15 protein-coding genes are annotated in these 14,580 nt (G+C 65.7%); 8 read left to right on the top strand and 7 right to left on the bottom strand.

Going from position 1 to position 14,580, the window contains the following annotated elements; genetic code table 11:
• Positions 1 to 42: 42 nt before the first annotated feature.
• Positions 43 to 675: a MotA/TolQ/ExbB proton channel family protein gene (locus IB278_RS14340; RefSeq protein WP_145746611.1), complete on the bottom strand. Its 633-nt coding sequence runs from the start codon at positions 673 to 675 to the stop codon at positions 43 to 45.
• On the opposite strand from IB278_RS14340, the gene IB278_RS14345 reads away from it, so the two are divergent.
• From IB278_RS14345 to IB278_RS14355, 3 genes are all read left to right on the top strand, one after another.
• The gene (locus IB278_RS14345; RefSeq protein WP_186454258.1) at positions 614 to 793 is read left to right on the top strand and encodes a hypothetical protein; all 180 of its coding nucleotides are present in this window, start codon (positions 614 to 616) and stop codon (positions 791 to 793) included. The genes IB278_RS14340 and IB278_RS14345 overlap by 62 nt on opposite strands.
• Positions 794 to 988: 195 nt before the next feature.
• A complete protein-coding gene (gene xseA / locus IB278_RS14350) occupies positions 989 to 2,299 on the top strand; it encodes an exodeoxyribonuclease VII large subunit (RefSeq protein ID WP_192323738.1) in 1,311 nt (436 codons plus the stop codon).
• Positions 2,300 to 2,349: 50 nt separating this feature from the next.
• Entirely contained in the window at positions 2,350 to 2,931 is a 582-nt protein-coding gene (locus tag IB278_RS14355) for a superoxide dismutase (RefSeq protein ID WP_192323740.1), read from the top strand.
• 69 nt (positions 2,932 to 3,000) lie between these two features.
• Here IB278_RS14355 and IB278_RS14360 read toward each other — a convergent pair whose 3' ends face one another.
• The 3 genes from IB278_RS14360 to IB278_RS14370 form a co-directional block, all read right to left on the bottom strand.
• Positions 3,001 to 3,459 (bottom strand): DUF192 domain-containing protein, encoded by a 459-nt coding sequence (locus IB278_RS14360; RefSeq protein WP_145746614.1) that lies wholly within the window; start codon positions 3,457 to 3,459, stop codon positions 3,001 to 3,003.
• Between the two features lie 85 nt (positions 3,460 to 3,544).
• Positions 3,545 to 3,733 carry a hypothetical protein gene (locus IB278_RS14365; RefSeq protein WP_145746615.1) on the bottom strand — a complete coding sequence of 63 codons (189 nt, stop codon included), beginning with the start codon at positions 3,731 to 3,733 and terminating at the stop codon, positions 3,545 to 3,547.
• Positions 3,734 to 3,886: 153 nt separating this feature from the next.
• Positions 3,887 to 4,210, bottom strand: a complete 324-nt coding sequence (locus IB278_RS14370; protein WP_145746616.1) for a cell envelope biogenesis protein TolA — start codon at positions 4,208 to 4,210, stop codon at positions 3,887 to 3,889.
• A 219-nt stretch (positions 4,211 to 4,429) separates the two neighbouring features.
• Here IB278_RS14370 and icd point away from each other — a divergent pair, with 219 nt between their 5' ends.
• From icd to sbcB, 5 genes are all read left to right on the top strand, one after another.
• On the top strand, positions 4,430 to 5,689 hold the full coding sequence (gene icd / locus IB278_RS14375) for an NADP-dependent isocitrate dehydrogenase (RefSeq protein ID WP_012747756.1): 1,260 nt from the start codon (positions 4,430 to 4,432) through the stop codon (positions 5,687 to 5,689).
• A 305-nt stretch (positions 5,690 to 5,994) separates the two neighbouring features.
• Positions 5,995 to 6,354: an ATP-dependent Clp protease adapter ClpS gene (clpS, locus tag IB278_RS14380; RefSeq protein WP_012747757.1), complete on the top strand. Its 360-nt coding sequence runs from the start codon at positions 5,995 to 5,997 to the stop codon at positions 6,352 to 6,354.
• 67 nt (positions 6,355 to 6,421) lie between these two features.
• On the top strand, positions 6,422 to 8,743 hold the full coding sequence (clpA, locus tag IB278_RS14385) for an ATP-dependent Clp protease ATP-binding subunit ClpA (RefSeq protein WP_145746617.1): 2,322 nt from the start codon (positions 6,422 to 6,424) through the stop codon (positions 8,741 to 8,743).
• 109 nt (positions 8,744 to 8,852) lie between these two features.
• A complete protein-coding gene (gene cls, locus IB278_RS14390) occupies positions 8,853 to 10,298 on the top strand; it encodes a cardiolipin synthase (protein ID WP_145746618.1) in 1,446 nt (481 codons plus the stop codon).
• Complete coding sequence (gene sbcB / locus IB278_RS14395; RefSeq protein ID WP_145746619.1) at positions 10,299 to 11,738, top strand: exodeoxyribonuclease I; 1,440 nt, start codon at positions 10,299 to 10,301, stop codon at positions 11,736 to 11,738.
• 4 nt (positions 11,739 to 11,742) lie between these two features.
• Here sbcB and IB278_RS14400 read toward each other — a convergent pair whose 3' ends face one another.
• The 3 genes from IB278_RS14400 to IB278_RS14410 form a co-directional block, all read right to left on the bottom strand.
• The gene (locus IB278_RS14400) at positions 11,743 to 13,023 is read right to left on the bottom strand and encodes an amidohydrolase family protein (RefSeq protein WP_192323742.1); all 1,281 of its coding nucleotides are present in this window, start codon (positions 13,021 to 13,023) and stop codon (positions 11,743 to 11,745) included.
• Between the two features lie 76 nt (positions 13,024 to 13,099).
• Complete coding sequence (locus IB278_RS14405; protein WP_145746621.1) at positions 13,100 to 13,561, bottom strand: hypothetical protein; 462 nt, start codon at positions 13,559 to 13,561, stop codon at positions 13,100 to 13,102.
• The gene (locus IB278_RS14410) at positions 13,561 to 14,484 is read right to left on the bottom strand and encodes an ABC transporter permease (RefSeq protein ID WP_145746622.1); all 924 of its coding nucleotides are present in this window, start codon (positions 14,482 to 14,484) and stop codon (positions 13,561 to 13,563) included. Before IB278_RS14410 ends, IB278_RS14405 begins: the two co-directional genes overlap by 1 nt.
• Positions 14,485 to 14,580 lie beyond the last annotated feature (96 nt).

Here is a 14,580-nt window from a genome sequence, read left to right on the forward strand (position 1 = left end):
CGGGCAGCGCGGCACAGGTAGCGGCAAGCGATGCGAAGCCCATCATTTCCGCAAAGCGTTCAGGTGACGCGCGAAGCGCTCGCCCGACAGTTCCAGGTTGAGCAGGTATTCGTCGACCCGGCTGCGGAAATAGCGCCAGAAGATCAGGGTCGGAATGGCCACGATCAGGCCGAAAGCCGTGTTGTAGAGGGCGATCGAAATGCCATGCGCCAGCTGCGCGGGATTCCCCGAGCCCACCGCGCCGCTGCCGGGCGACTGCGACCCGAAGATCTCGATCATGCCGATGACCGTGCCCAGCAGGCCGAGCAGCGGCGCCGCCGATGCAATGGTGGCCAGCGCCGGCAGGTAGCGCTCCAGCTTGTGCGCCACGGTGCGGCCCGAAGCCTCCATGGCCGCGCGCAGGTCGTCCTCGGTGCAGCGCGGATTGGCATTGAGCGCCCGCAGGCCGGCGGCCAGCACCTGTCCGAGCATCGAGTTGCGCTCAAGCTTGGTCACCACGTCGGGCCCCGGCACCGCGCCGTGCGACACGGTAATGGCTTCGTCGAGCAGCTTGGGCGGCAGGACCCTCACGGTTTTGAGGCTTGTGAAACGTTCGATAACCAAGGCGAGCGCGATGATCGAACAGGCGAGCAATGGCCAGATCGGCCAGCCCGCGGCAACTATGATGGAAAACAAGGAATCCTCCGGCCCCGTAGACTGCAAATGCGCGGCGATTATCCACCGAGGCCACCATCGCTACGCGGCTTGTTTGCATGTCAGCGAAGACGCACAGATTCTGTGGATAACTTTGTGATTAACCCGCTGCGCAACTTGTCCGGACCCGCATGGGACGGGCCTCCCGCTAGATCGATCGAATTTTGAGCAGTTCTTTTTTCAATGAAATCAACAGCTTGCACGACAAACCGTGCACCTGTTCCGTATCGAGGCTGCGGCACCGAGGTCGGGCAACCCACTGTGGAAGAGTGGCCGCCGACCGGGCGGGCGTCCTGTGAACCTGCGTGACGCGAATCCAACGCCGGGCCCGCGGATCTGGGCTGTCGGCGCGCTGTGCCGGGCGGTGGCCGACGCGCTCGATGCGCGCTTCAATCCGGTCGCCGTGCGCGGCGAGATTTCCGGCTTCTCGCGCGCGTCGAGCGGACACTGTTACTTCGCGCTCAAGGATTCGTCCGGCCAGCTGCGCTGCGCAATGTTCCGGCGCGCTGCGGGCCTGCTCGATTTTTCGCCGCGCGACGGCGACCAGGTCGAAGTGCGCGGGCGCCTTGCGGTGTACGAACCGCGCGGCGACCTGCAACTGGTGGTCGAAAGCCTGCAGCGCGCCGGCCAGGGGGCGCTGTTCGAGCAATTCCTGCAACGCAAGGCGCGGCTCGAGGCCGAAGGGCTCTTCGATCCGGAGCGCAAGCGCGCGCTGCCGGTCATGCCGCGTGCAGTCGGGCTCGTCACCTCGCTTGGCGCCGCGGCGCTGCACGACGTGGTCACGGCGCTGCGGCGCCGTGTGCCGCACATCCCCGTGGTCCTGGCGCCGGCCGCGGTGCAGGGCGCCAATGCACCGGCGGAACTCGTGCGCGCGCTGCAATCGCTGTACACACTGGAGCCGGCCGTTGACGTGATCCTGCTGGTGCGCGGCGGCGGCTCCATCGAGGATCTCTGGGCCTTCAACGACGAAACCCTGGCGCGCACCATCGTCCAAAGCCCGGTTCCGCTGATCTGCGGCGTTGGCCACGAAACCGACTTCACCATTGCCGACTTCTGCGCCGACCTGCGCGCGCCCACGCCCACGGCCGCGGCGGAGCTCGTCAGCGCGCCCCAGGCGATGTGGCTTGGTGCGATCGATCTTCTGAATGACCGGCTCGACAGTGCGCTGGGGGCGCGCCTCGACATTCTGGGGCAGCGCCTCGACCAGGCGGCAGCGCGCCTGGGCCGGCCCTCCGGACTGGTGGCGCGCCAGCAGCTGCGGCTCGCTCACCATTCGCAGCGGCTGCGCTATGCGCTGCTGTCCAGGGCCGAGCGCCTTGCCCAGGTGCCGCGCACGATTGCCTCCGATTTCCCGCTCAAGCTCGAGCGCGCGATGGCGCAGCGGCGCGAGCGGCTGGAACGTGCCGCCCTGCGCCTGCGGTTGCTCGATCCTGCGCTGGTGCTCCAGCGCGGCTATGCCTGGCTCACCGATCCTGAGGGCCGCGCGATCGTCAGCGCCAAGAAGCTGAGCCCGGGCGACGCCGTGGTCGCGCGGCTCGCCGATGGTTCGGTCGACCTGACCGTGACGCCCGGCAAAACGGGAACACGTCCGACGCCGGGCGCGTAATTCCTTTCTAGAATCCTTTATTCCCCACAACCAACCCACGAGAAAAACCCATGGAACATGTGCTCCCACCCCTGCCATACGCCCTCGACGCGCTGGCACCCGAGTACTCGAAGGAAACCCTCGAGTACCACTACGGCAAGCACCACAACGCCTACGTGGTGAACCTCAACAACCTGCAAAAGGGCACCGAGTTCGAATCGATGCCCCTTGAGGAAATCGTCAAGAAGTCCAGCGGCGGCATCTACAACAACGCCGCCCAGATCTGGAACCACACCTTCTTCTGGAGCTGCATGAAGCCCCAGGGCGGCGGCGCTCCGAGCGGCGCGCTGGCCAAGGCCATCGATGCCAAGTGGGGCAGCTACGACGCGTTCAAGGAAGCGTTCGTGAAGTCGGCCGTGGGCAACTTCGGTTCGGGCTGGACCTGGCTGGTGAAGAAGGCCGACGGCTCGCTGGACATCGTGAACATGGGCGCCGCGGGCACGCCGCTGACCACCGGCGACACCCCGGTGCTGACGGTGGACGTCTGGGAGCACGCCTACTACATCGACTACCGCAACCTGCGCCCGAAGTTCGTCGAGACCTTCCTGGCCAAGCTGGTGAACTGGGACTTCGCGGCAAAGAACTTCGGCTGAACCGGGTTCTCCCAATGAAAAAGCCGACCCCAGGGTCGGCTTTTTCGTGGGCCGGAGGAAGGCGGGTGCTCAGCGCTTCGAAGCGGCGAACAGTTCGCCGCCGAGCCTGGCGCCCTTCTTGATGTTCTTCTTGGCGAACCAGCCTTGGTTCATCTCGAGCACGAAGCGCACAGGCTCCTCGGAGCAGTGGGAGTTCTCGGTCATGGGCTGCATGTCGACCAGGTTGACGATGCGGCCATCGTCCGCCACGAAGGCGGCGGTCAGCGGCAGCAGCGTGTTGCGCATCCAGAAGCACTGGGTGGCCGGCTGGTCGAAAACGAAGATCATGCCTTCGGCCTGCGGCATCTCCTTGCGGAACATCAGGCCGATTTCCCGCTGCCGGGGCGTCTGTGCGACTTGCGCATCGATCTTGTACAGGCCAACGGACAGCTGCGTGCGTTGCAGATCGGTCTGGGGCTGCTGCTGGGCCAGCGCGGAGCCCATCAGGGAGGTGGCAAGCAGGAGCAGGGCGGCAAAACGCTGGAACATCGGAGCTTCTTTCAGGGCAGGGTCCAAGGACGCCGGGCCAATAAAAATGCCCGCTGATGCGGGCATTGCCGGTGAGCGTGGAAGCTTACACCTTCTTGGCTGCAGCCGCGTGCGCCTTGGCCACGTGGCGAACCTTGTGCTTCTTGACGGCGTGCTTCATCGGCTTTGCCTTGTGAACGGCGGCAGGAGCGGCCGGTGCGGGTGCGGGCGGAGTTTGCGCAAAAGCGCCGGCTGCGAAGAGACCGGCGACGAGGGCTGCGAGCAGCTTGTTCATGAGACATCCTTTGAGATTGTTGATATGGACTACCTCCCTTCGGAAGGTGACCATTCAACGCGGCAGCCGCTCATGCCGGTTGACAGCCGAATCGTTGCCGCAAGCGAAAAAAAAGCGCTCCTCGGAGCGCTTTTTCGTACGGCCTGGGCCGACTTACTGCGGGGTGCCGCCTTGGGTCGACTTGCGCTTGACGCTGCCGTCCTTGTTGCGGCGGCGCTGGTCGCGCGTGCTGGCGCGCTTTTCGCCAGCTGCTGCAGCCTTGTCGGCACCGACTGCGCCGCCTTCGGGCGTCTTGGCGATGTCGCCAGCGGGAGCAGCCACTTGACCGGCGGGCTTGGCTTCCTTCTTGGCTTCAGCGCGCGCTTGCGGCTTGCTGTTGGTGGCGTTCCCTTGCTCGGGCGTGGTGCCGGTGGGGTTCTGGGCGTAGGCGCCAGCGGCGAACAGGCCAGCGATCATGACTGCGAGAATTTTGCTCATTGATGATTCCTCTATCGAGAATTGGTTGGAAACGCCTCCCGGCGAGCAGAAGGTCAGCCACTAACGAGACCATTGTCTCTTAGGTTGACAAACGCCAGCTGATGGGTTGCGTCTAAAATGTACAGCGATTTGTTCGCGGGCTGTACAGCGATTCCCCATCGCTGTCTGAATTCGCAGACAGTCGTCCGAATTACGTCACTCCCGGAGTCATTCCCCCTCATGTCCAGCTACCAGCACATCAAAGTCCCGGCCGAAGGCCAGAAGATCACGGTCAACGCCGACAACTCGCTCAATGTGCCTGATCAGCCGATCATTCCCTTCATCGAAGGCGATGGCACGGGTCTGGACATCACCCCGGTGATGCTCAAGGTGGTGGATGCTGCAGTGGCCAAGGCCTACGGCGGCAAGAAGAAGATCCACTGGATGGAAGTCTATGCCGGCGAAAAGTCGACCAAGGTCTACGGCCCCGACGTCTGGCTGCCCGAGGAAACGCTGCATGCCGTGCGTGACTACGTGGTGTCCATCAAGGGTCCGCTCACCACGCCCGTCGGCGGCGGCATCCGCTCGCTGAACGTTGCGCTGCGCCAGGAACTCGACCTCTACGTCTGCCTGCGCCCCATCCAGTACTTCGAAGGCGTGCCCAGCCCGGTGCGCGAGCCGCACAAGACCAACATGGTCATCTTCCGCGAGAACTCGGAAGACATCTACGCCGGCATCGAGTTCGAAGCCGAAAGCGACAAGGCCAAGAAGCTCATCAAGTTCCTGCAGGACGAACTGGGCGTCAAGAAGATCCGCTTCCCCAACACCTCGGGCATCGGCGTCAAGCCCGTGTCGAAGGAAGGCACCGAGCGCCTCGTGCGCAAGGCACTGCAGTACGCGGTGGACAACGACAAGCCCAGCGTCACCATCGTGCACAAGGGCAACATCATGAAGTTCACCGAAGGTGGCTTCCGCGACTGGGCCTATGCCCTGGCTGCCAAGGAGTTCGGCGCCGAGCTGATCGACGGCGGCCCCTGGATGAAGTTCAAGAACCCCAAGACGGGCAAGGAAATCACCGTCAAGGACAGCATCGCCGACGCGTTCCTGCAGCAGATCCTCCTGCGCCCCGCCGAATACAGCGTGATTGCCACGCTCAACCTGAACGGCGACTACGTGTCCGACGCGCTGGCGGCCCAGGTCGGCGGCATCGGCATCGCTCCGGGCGCGAACCTGAGCGACACCGTCGCCATGTTCGAAGCCACCCACGGCACGGCTCCCAAGTACGCCGGCAAGGACTACGTGAACCCCGGTTCCGAGATCCTCTCGGCCGAAATGATGCTGCGCCACATGGGCTGGACCGAAGCAGCCGACCTGATCATCAGCTCGATGGAAAAGTCGATCGCCAGCAAGAAGGTCACCTACGACTTCGCCCGCCTGATGGACGGCGCCACGCAAGTGAGCTGCTCGGGCTTCGGCCAAGTCATGATCGACCACATGTAATTGTGCGAGCGGCGGCGCTCCGGCGCCGCGCAGCCAAGGCCCTCGAGACCGCCCGGTCTCGAGGGCTTTTCTTCATCCGGCACGGCAAGGCGGGCCAGGTTGAGAAATGGAACACCTTGCTCCAAATACCCATTTTTTTCCGGGCGGGTGCCGCGTAATATTTATGCTGCGGCGCAGGCGGAGGGCAGATTTTTCTGCACGGTCTGTGGTGTCGTGCACGACGCAAGCCCCTTGATTTGTCGAATACGCGCCACCAAGTCTTCTTGCGCCGGCACGGTGCTTGCACGCTCTATAGAATCTTTTTTATGGCAACGAGAATTCCCAAGACTCCCAGCACTCCGCCGGCCCAGAAACCGGCCGGGGACGACGGAGATTCGGTCGTTCTGGAGCGGCGGCCGCAGAAAACCGCACCGCCCCAGATGTACCAGGTCGTCATGCTGAACGACGACTACACGCCCATGGAGTTCGTGATCGTCGTGCTGCAGGAATATTTCAACAAGGATCGCGAAACCGCGACCCAGATCATGCTCAAGATCCACCTCGATGGCCGTGGTGTTTGTGGGGTCTATTCCCGCGACCTGGCGGCCACCAAGGTCAATCAGGTGATGGAGGCCGCGCACCAGGCCGGGCATCCGCTGCAATGCGTCAGCGAGCCCATTGCGTGAACCAGTTGAATTGCGCGCGCTCAAACCCATCTGAGAATTTATTTACAGCAAGGCAAAAGGAAATCACATGATTGCCCAGGAACTGGAAGTCAGCTTGCACATGGCCTTCGTCGAGGCCAGGCAGCAGCGCCACGAGTTCATCACCGTGGAGCATCTGTTGCTCGCTTTGCTGGACAACCCGAGCGCCGCAGAGGTCCTGCGCGCCTGCTCGGCCAACGTCGACGACCTGCGGGCGTCGCTCACCAACTTCATCAAGGACAACACGCCCCAGGTGGCGGGTACCGACGATGTAGACACCCAGCCGACGCTGGGTTTCCAGCGCGTGATCCAGCGCGCCATCATGCATGTGCAGTCCACCGGCAACGGCAAGAAGGAAGTCACCGGTGCCAACGTGCTGGTGGCGATCTTCGGCGAGAAGGACTCGCACGCGGTGTACTACCTCCACCAGCAGGGCGTGACCCGCCTGGATGTGGTGAACTTCATTGCCCACGGCATCAAGAAGAGCGATCCGCCCGAGGCCGTCAAGGGCAGCAGCGAATCGCCTTCGGGCGAGGGTGAAGAAGGCGGCGCGGAAAAGAACGAGAAGGCTTCGCCGCTCGAGCAGTTCACGCAGAACCTCAATCAGCTTGCCAAGGACGGCAAGATCGATCCGCTGATCGGCCGCGAATACGAGGTCGAGCGCGTGATCCAGATCCTGTGCCGCCGGCGCAAGAACAACCCGCTGCTGGTGGGTGAGGCCGGGGTGGGCAAGACCGCCATCGCCGAGGGCCTGGCCTGGCGCATCACGCAGACCGACGTGCCCGAGATCCTCGCCGAGGCGCAGGTCTATTCGCTCGACATGGGCGCGCTGCTGGCCGGCACCAAGTACCGCGGCGATTTCGAGCAGCGCCTGAAGGGCGTGCTCAAGTCGCTCAAGGACAAGCCGAACGCGATCCTGTTCATCGACGAGATCCACACCCTGATCGGTGCGGGCGCAGCCTCGGGCGGCACGCTCGACGCGTCGAACCTGCTGAAGCCGGCGCTCTCGAGCGGCCAGCTCAAGTGCATCGGCGCCACCACCTTCAGCGAATACCGCGGCATCTTCGAGAAGGACGCGGCCCTGTCGCGCCGTTTCCAGAAGGTCGACGTGGTCGAGCCGACGGTGCAGGAAACCGTCGACATCCTGAAGGGCCTGAAGTCGCGTTTCGAAGAGCACCATGGCGTCAAGTACGCAGTGGCGGCCCTGCAGGCCGCGGCCGAGCTGAGCGCCAAGTACATCAACGACCGCCACCTGCCCGACAAGGCCATCGACGTGATCGACGAGGCCGGCGCTGCCCAGCGCATCCTGCCGGCGAACAAGCGCAAGAAGACCATCAGCAAGACCGAGGTCGAGGACATCGTCGCGAAGATCGCGCGCATTCCCCCGGCCAACGTCAGCAACGACGACCGCGGCAAGCTGCAGACGATCGAGCGCGACCTCAAGAGCGTGGTGTTCGGCCAGGACAAGGCGCTCGAGGTGCTGGCTTCGGCCGTCAAGATGGCGCGCTCGGGCCTCGGACGCGAGGACAAGCCGATCGGTTCGTTCCTGTTCAGCGGCCCCACCGGCGTCGGCAAGACCGAAGCGGCCAAGCAGCTGGCCTACATCATGGGCATCGAGCTCATCCGCTTCGACATGTCCGAATACATGGAGCGCCATGCGGTGAGCCGGCTGATCGGCGCGCCTCCGGGCTACGTCGGGTTCGACCAGGGCGGCCTGCTGACCGAAGCCATCACGAAGAAGCCGCACGCGGTGCTGCTGCTCGACGAAATCGAGAAGGCGCATCCGGACATCTTCAACGTGCTGCTGCAGGTCATGGACCACGGCACCCTGACGGACAACAACGGACGCAAGGCCGACTTCCGCAACGTGATCATCGTGATGACCACCAACGCGGGTGCCGAGACCATGAACAAGGCGACCATCGGCTTCACCAACCCACGCCAGGCGGGCGACGAGATGGCCGACATCAAGCGCCTGTTCACGCCGGAGTTCCGCAACCGCCTGGACGCGATCGTGAGCTTCAAGGCGCTCGACGAGCAGATCATCCTGCGCGTGGTCGACAAGTTCCTGCTGCAGCTGGAAACGCAGCTGGCCGAGAAGAAGGTCGACGTCACTTTCAGCGATGGCCTGCGCAAGCACCTGGCGAAGAAGGGCTTCGATCCGCTGATGGGCGCCCGCCCGATGCAGCGGCTGATCCAGGACACGATCCGCCGTGCGCTGGCCGACGAGCTGCTGTTCGGACGCCTGATCGATGGCGGCCGTCTGTCGGTCGACATCGACGACAAGGGCGAAGTGCAGCTGGACATCCAGCCGCTGCCGAAGAAGGAAGGCAAGTCCAAGCCCGAAGCCGAGGAAGCTGCTGCTGGATAAGGCGGACCGGCAAAGCCGGTTCCGCGCTCTTCCTGGCAGTACCCAAAAGGCCGGTAGCATTCGCTGCCGGCTTTTTTTTGGCCGGAATCTATCCGTACGCAGTTTTACTTTGATCCTCCCCGAGCTCAGCCAGGAATGGAAAACCGGCCTCTCCCTGGCCTGGAGCGGCTATATCGCCGTGCTGTCGGTCTGGATCGTGATGCAGAAGCGCGCGCCGGTGTCCACCATGAGCTGGATCCTGTCGCTCGCATTGCTGCCGTTCGCGGGCTTCGTCATCTATTACTTCCTCGGGCCGCAGCGCCTGCGCAAGCAGCGCGTCAGGCGCCTGCGCAGCCGCGCCAGCGCGCATACGCAGGCCGATCTGGCGCGCGTGCGCGACGCGGCGCAGAACGCGCCGCCGGCGCTGCAGCAGATGGCACGGCTGGGGACCGCGGCCTGTGGGCTGCCGGTGTCCAGCGCGACGGGCGTGGCGCTGCTTTCGGGCGGCGCGCGCACCTTCGATGCCATCTTCGACGCGGTGCGCGCGGCGCGCGACCACATCCATCTCGAGTACTACATCTTCGAGCCCGACAAGATCGGCACCGCGCTGCGCGACCTGCTGGTGGAGCGCGCCCGGCAGGGCGTGGCCGTGCGCCTGCTGCTCGACGCACTGGGCTCCAAGCGCATCGGCCGCAAGTTCATGGCGCCGCTGCATGCCGCGGGCGTGCAGGTTGCGCTCTTCCACGACACGCGCATCGGCCGCCGTCTGCGCCCGGTGACCAACTACCGCACCCACCGCAAGATCGTCGTGTGCGACGGCCGCGTGGGCTTTACCGGTGGCGTCAACATCACGGACGAGGAAGACAAGCGCACCCGGCCCGACGCCTACCATGACGTCCACCTGCGCATCGAGGGCAGCGCGGTGCGCTGGCTTCAGACCACCTTCCTCGAGGACTGGACCTATGCCACCGGCGAAGACCTCCGCGACATCGACCACCTGATGGGCGCGATGCTGCCGCAGGTCGAAGCCGGCGACATTCCCGTGCAGATCGTGACCAGCGGCCCGGACAACATGCTGGAGCCCATCCATCGCATGCACGTGGAGGCGATCCATTCGGCGAGCGAGCGGGCCTGGCTCACCACGCCGTACTTCGTGCCCGGCGAGCCCGCCATGATGGCGCTCACCAGCGCGGCGCTGCGCGGCGTGGACGTGCGCCTCCTGGTGCCGCGGCGCAGCGATTCGGCCATCGTGAGCGCGGCCGCGCGCTCCTACTTCGATGAGCTGATTGCGTCGGGAGTCAAGGTCTGGGAGTACAAGGCGCGCATGCTGCATTCCAAGACCTTGGTGGTCGACGACCATTGCGCGATGATCGGTACCGCGAATTTCGATAACCGCAGCTTCAGGCTCAATTTCGAAGTGAGCGCGGTGGTCTACGGTCCCGAACTGGCACGCCCCCTGGCCGCGCAGTTCGAGACCGATCTCCACAGCTCCGGTGCGGTGCGCGCCCACCGGCCGCAGAGTTTCTGGCGCCGCCTCGGCGACGCGCTTGCACGATTGTTTTCCCCCTTGCTCTGAATGAACCACACCTTTCTCTGGCACGACTACGAAACCTTCGGCGCCGTGCCGCGCCGCGACCGGCCATCGCAGTTTGCCGCCATCCGCACCGACGCCGAGCTCAATGAGATCGGCGAGCCGTTGATGATTTATTGCAAGCCGGCGCCCGACTACCTGCCCAGCCCCGAGGCCTGCCTGATCACCGGCATCACGCCCCAGCTCTGCCTGGAGCGCGGCATCCCCGAGCATGCCTTTGCCGCGCAGATCGAGAAGGCCTTCTCGCAGCCCGGCACCATCGGCGTGGGCTACAACACCATCCGCTTCGACGACGAGGTCACGCGCTTCCTGTTCTGGCGCAACCTCATCGACCCGTACGCCCGCGAATGGCAGAACGACTGCGGCCGCTGGGACCTGTTGGACGTGGTGCGCCTCACCTATGCGCTGCGGCCCGACGGCATCGAGTGGCCGAAGAAGGAAGACGGCAAGCCCAGCTTCAAGCTCGAGGACCTGGCGCGCGCCAATGGCCTGCTGCACGAGTCCGCGCACGATGCGCTGTCCGACGTGCGCGCCACCATCGCACTGGCGCGGCTCATTCGCGAGCGCCAGCCCAAGCTGTTCGAATTCGCCTTCGGCCTGCACAAGAAGGACCGCGTTGCCAGCGAGCTCGGCCTGCCGGCCATGCGCGAGACGGCGCGGCCTTTCCTGCACGTGTCGGGCATGTTCCCGGTCGAGCGCGGCTGCCTCGGCGTGATGTGGCCGCTCGCGAGCCATCCAACCAACAAGAACGAACTGATCGCCTGGGACCTGGCCCATGACCCCAGCGAGCTGCGCGATCTGGACGTTGAGACTTTGCGCCTGCGCTTGTTCACGCGCACCGCCGACCTGCCTGAAGGCATGGTCCGCCTGCCGGTCAAGGGCATCCACCTGAACAAGTCGCCCATGGTCGTCGGCAACCTGCGCACGCTCGCGCCGGCCATGGCCGAGCGCTGGAACGTCGACCTCGATGCAGCGCTGCGCCATGCGGCCATTGCGCGCGACCTGCCCGACATGAGTGCCATCTGGTCGCAGGTGTACGCCCGCCCCAAGGAGGCGGTGCCCGATGTCGATGAGGACCTCTACGGCGGCTTCGTCGGCAATGGCGACCGGCGCCGACTGAACCAGCTGCGCGCGCTGTCGCCCGAGGAGCTCGCCAAGGACCGCACCGGCTTCGACGACGGGCGGCTCGAGGAAATCCTCTTTCGCTACCGCGCGCGCAACTGGCCCGAGCTGCTCAGCCCGGAAGAGGCCGAACGCTGGGAGGCACTGCGCATCGCGCGGCTCTTCAAAGGCGAGGGCGGGGCGCGGACCATCGAGATGCTGTTCAGCGAAGTCGATGCGCTGTCCGAGACCGCGGACGAGCGCGGCGAAGAGATCCTGGGCGCGCTCTACGAGTACGCCGAGGCCATCGCGCCCGAAGCCTGAGACGCTAGGACTTGCGGCTCATCCAGCTGGTGGCCTGCGCGCGGCCCGGCAGATGCAGCGTGGCCGTCGCGGCCGGCGTTTCCGCCAGCAGGCGCCCCTTGCGGAACACCTTGAGCCGCGTCGCGCGCAGCCGGATCGCCTCGACCGGGTCGCGCGCCTGCAGCAGCACGAAGCTCGCGTCGCAGCCCGCCTCGAGGCCGTAGCCTTCGAGGTGCATCACGCGCGCGGCGTTCGTGGTCACCGCCTCGAAGCACTGGCGGATGCCGGCCTGGCTGGTCATCTGCGCGACGTGCAGGCCCATGTGCGCCACCTCGAGCATGTCGCCCGAGCCCATGCCGTACCACGGGTCCATCACGCAGTCATGGCCGAAGGCGACGTTCACGCCGGCGGCCATCAGCTCGGGCACGCGCGTCATGCCGCGGCGCTTGGGATAGCTGTCGTGGCGGCCCTGCAGCGTGATGTTGATGAGCGGGTTGGAAACGACGCTGACGCCGCTTTGCGCAATCAGCGGCAGCAGCTTGCTCACATAGTAGTTGTCCATCGAATGCATCGAGGTGCAGTGCGAGCCCGTCACGCGGCCCTGCATGCCGAGGCGCCAGGTCTCGGCAGACAGCGTTTCGATGTGGCGCGAGAGCGGGTCGTCCGACTCATCGCAGTGCATGTCGACCAGCTTGCCGCGCTCGGCTGCAAGCTCCATCAGCAGCTTGACGCTGGCGGCGCCATCGGCCATGGTGCGCTCGAAATGCGGAATCCCGCCGACCACGTCGACGCCCTTGTCGAGCGCGCGCTTCAGGTTGTCCACGCCGCCCGCCGAGCGCAGCACGCCATCCTGCGGAAAGGCCACGAGCTGCAGGTCGAGGTACGGCGCGACCTTGCGCTTGACCTCGAGCAGCGCATCGACCGCGAGCAGGCTCGGGTCGCTCGTGTCCACATGCGAGCGCACGGCCAGCAGGCCCTTGGCCACCGCCCAGTCGCAATAGGCCAGCGCACGCTCGATCAGCGCGTCGGCCGTGAGCAGCGGCTTGAGTTCGCCCCACAGCGCAATGCCTTCGAGCAAGGTGCCGCTCTGGTTGATGCGCGGCAGGCCATAGCTCAGCGTGGCATCCATGTGGAAGTGCGGATCGACGAAATGCGGCGCAACGAGCAGGCCCTGGGCATCGAGCTTGTCGAGCGCCGGCGCGTCGAGCCCGGCGGTGACTTCGGTGATGCGGCCGCCCTGCACCGCGATCGACATGTCCGGGCGGCCGTCGGGGAGGGTGGCGTTAGTGATCAGGAGGTCGAGCATCGTGGGGGCTCCGAGGTGCGGATGCGGGGGATTTTCGGTCGCATGCGCAGCGCAGGTGACCGCGAGGGAGATTCGTTCAGCGCGTGCGCTGCGCCCGATAGCGGTACTGCCCGGGCGCCGGCCCCACCTCGATGGTCACGCGGCGCAGCTTGTCATCATGGCCGGAGGTGGCGCGCGCCGTCACCACGATGCCGCGCGGCGTGGCGCGGCAAGTGAGTTCGGCGAGCGCGATCTCGGCGTGGTCGTTGTCGAGTTCGGCGATGGCGGTGGTGTGCGCGGCATGCAGGCTGCCGTTGGCATCGCGCGCCATCCGCTGCACGTAGAGAAAGGATTGCGCGTACTGCTCGGCATGGACCACGCGGTACGTGCCCTGGTGGTCCTTGCCCCAGGTGCCGCACAGTTGCACCCAGCTGACCGAATCGGGAGTCTTGAAGGTGTCGTAGCCGTAGTCGCTGCCCAGCGCGTGCGCGCCTGCGCCGCATAGCGCCAGCAGTGCAGCGAACAGGATTCCTCCTCCTGCGGCGGTCTTCGTCTTCATCAACGCTCCCCCTTGCGATAGGGCTTCATCAGCGCCTGCGGATAGCTCGCCTTGCGCGCCACCAGCACCAGCGCGAGGATCGAGAGCAGGTACGGCAGCATCAGGTAGATCTGGTAGGGCAGCACGGCATCGCCCGATTGTTGCAGCCGCAGCTGCAGCGCATCGAAGAATGCGAACAGCAGCGCGCCGAGCAGGGCCTTGCCCGGCCGCCACGAGGCGAACACCACCAGCGCCACGCAGATCCAGCCGCGGCCGTTCACCATGTTGAAGAAGAAGGCATTGAAGGCCGACAGCGTGAGGAAGGAGCCAGCCATGCCCATCAGCGCCGAACCCGCCACGATGGCGCCGGTACGCGTGGCCGCGACCGACACGCCCTGGCTCTCGGCCGCCTGCGGGTTTTCGCCGACCATGCGCACGGCGAGCCCGAGCGGCGTGCGGTACAGCACCCAGGCGACGGCCGGCACGAGCAGCAGCGCGAACAGCGTGAGCGTGGTCTGTGCATTCAGGATGGGCACCGGCAGCCACTCCATCGGCGCGAACGGCGTGATGGTCGGCGGCGTGTTCACCTTCGGAAAGCTCACGCGGTAGCCGAAGTAGCTCAGCGCGGTGGCCAGCAGCGTGATACCCAGCCCCGAGACGTGCTGCGACAGGGCCAGGCCCACCGTGAGAAAGGCGTGCAGCAGCCCGAACGCCATGCCGGTGAGCGCGGCCACGCCGACGCCGGCCCAGAGCGGCGCGCCGGCATACACCGCGAGCCAGCCGGTGAAGGCGCCCGCGACCATGATTCCCTCGATGCCGAGGTTGAGCACGCCCGCGCGCTCGCACAGCAGCACGCCCAGCGTGCCGAGGACGAGCGGCGTGGCGATGCGCAGCACCGCGACCCAGAAAGCCGGGTTGGCGAGGATGTCGAACAGGTCGGTCATTTCGTGTTTCTCCCTCCCCTTCCGGGGGAGGGTGGGGGCACGCGGCGCTCGATGTGGGCGCCGATGCCCCCATCCCAGCCTTCCCCCGGCGGGGGA

Source organism: Variovorax sp. VRV01 (assembly GCF_014852545.1).
Classification (GTDB): domain Bacteria; phylum Pseudomonadota; class Gammaproteobacteria; order Burkholderiales; family Burkholderiaceae_C; genus Variovorax; species Variovorax beijingensis_A.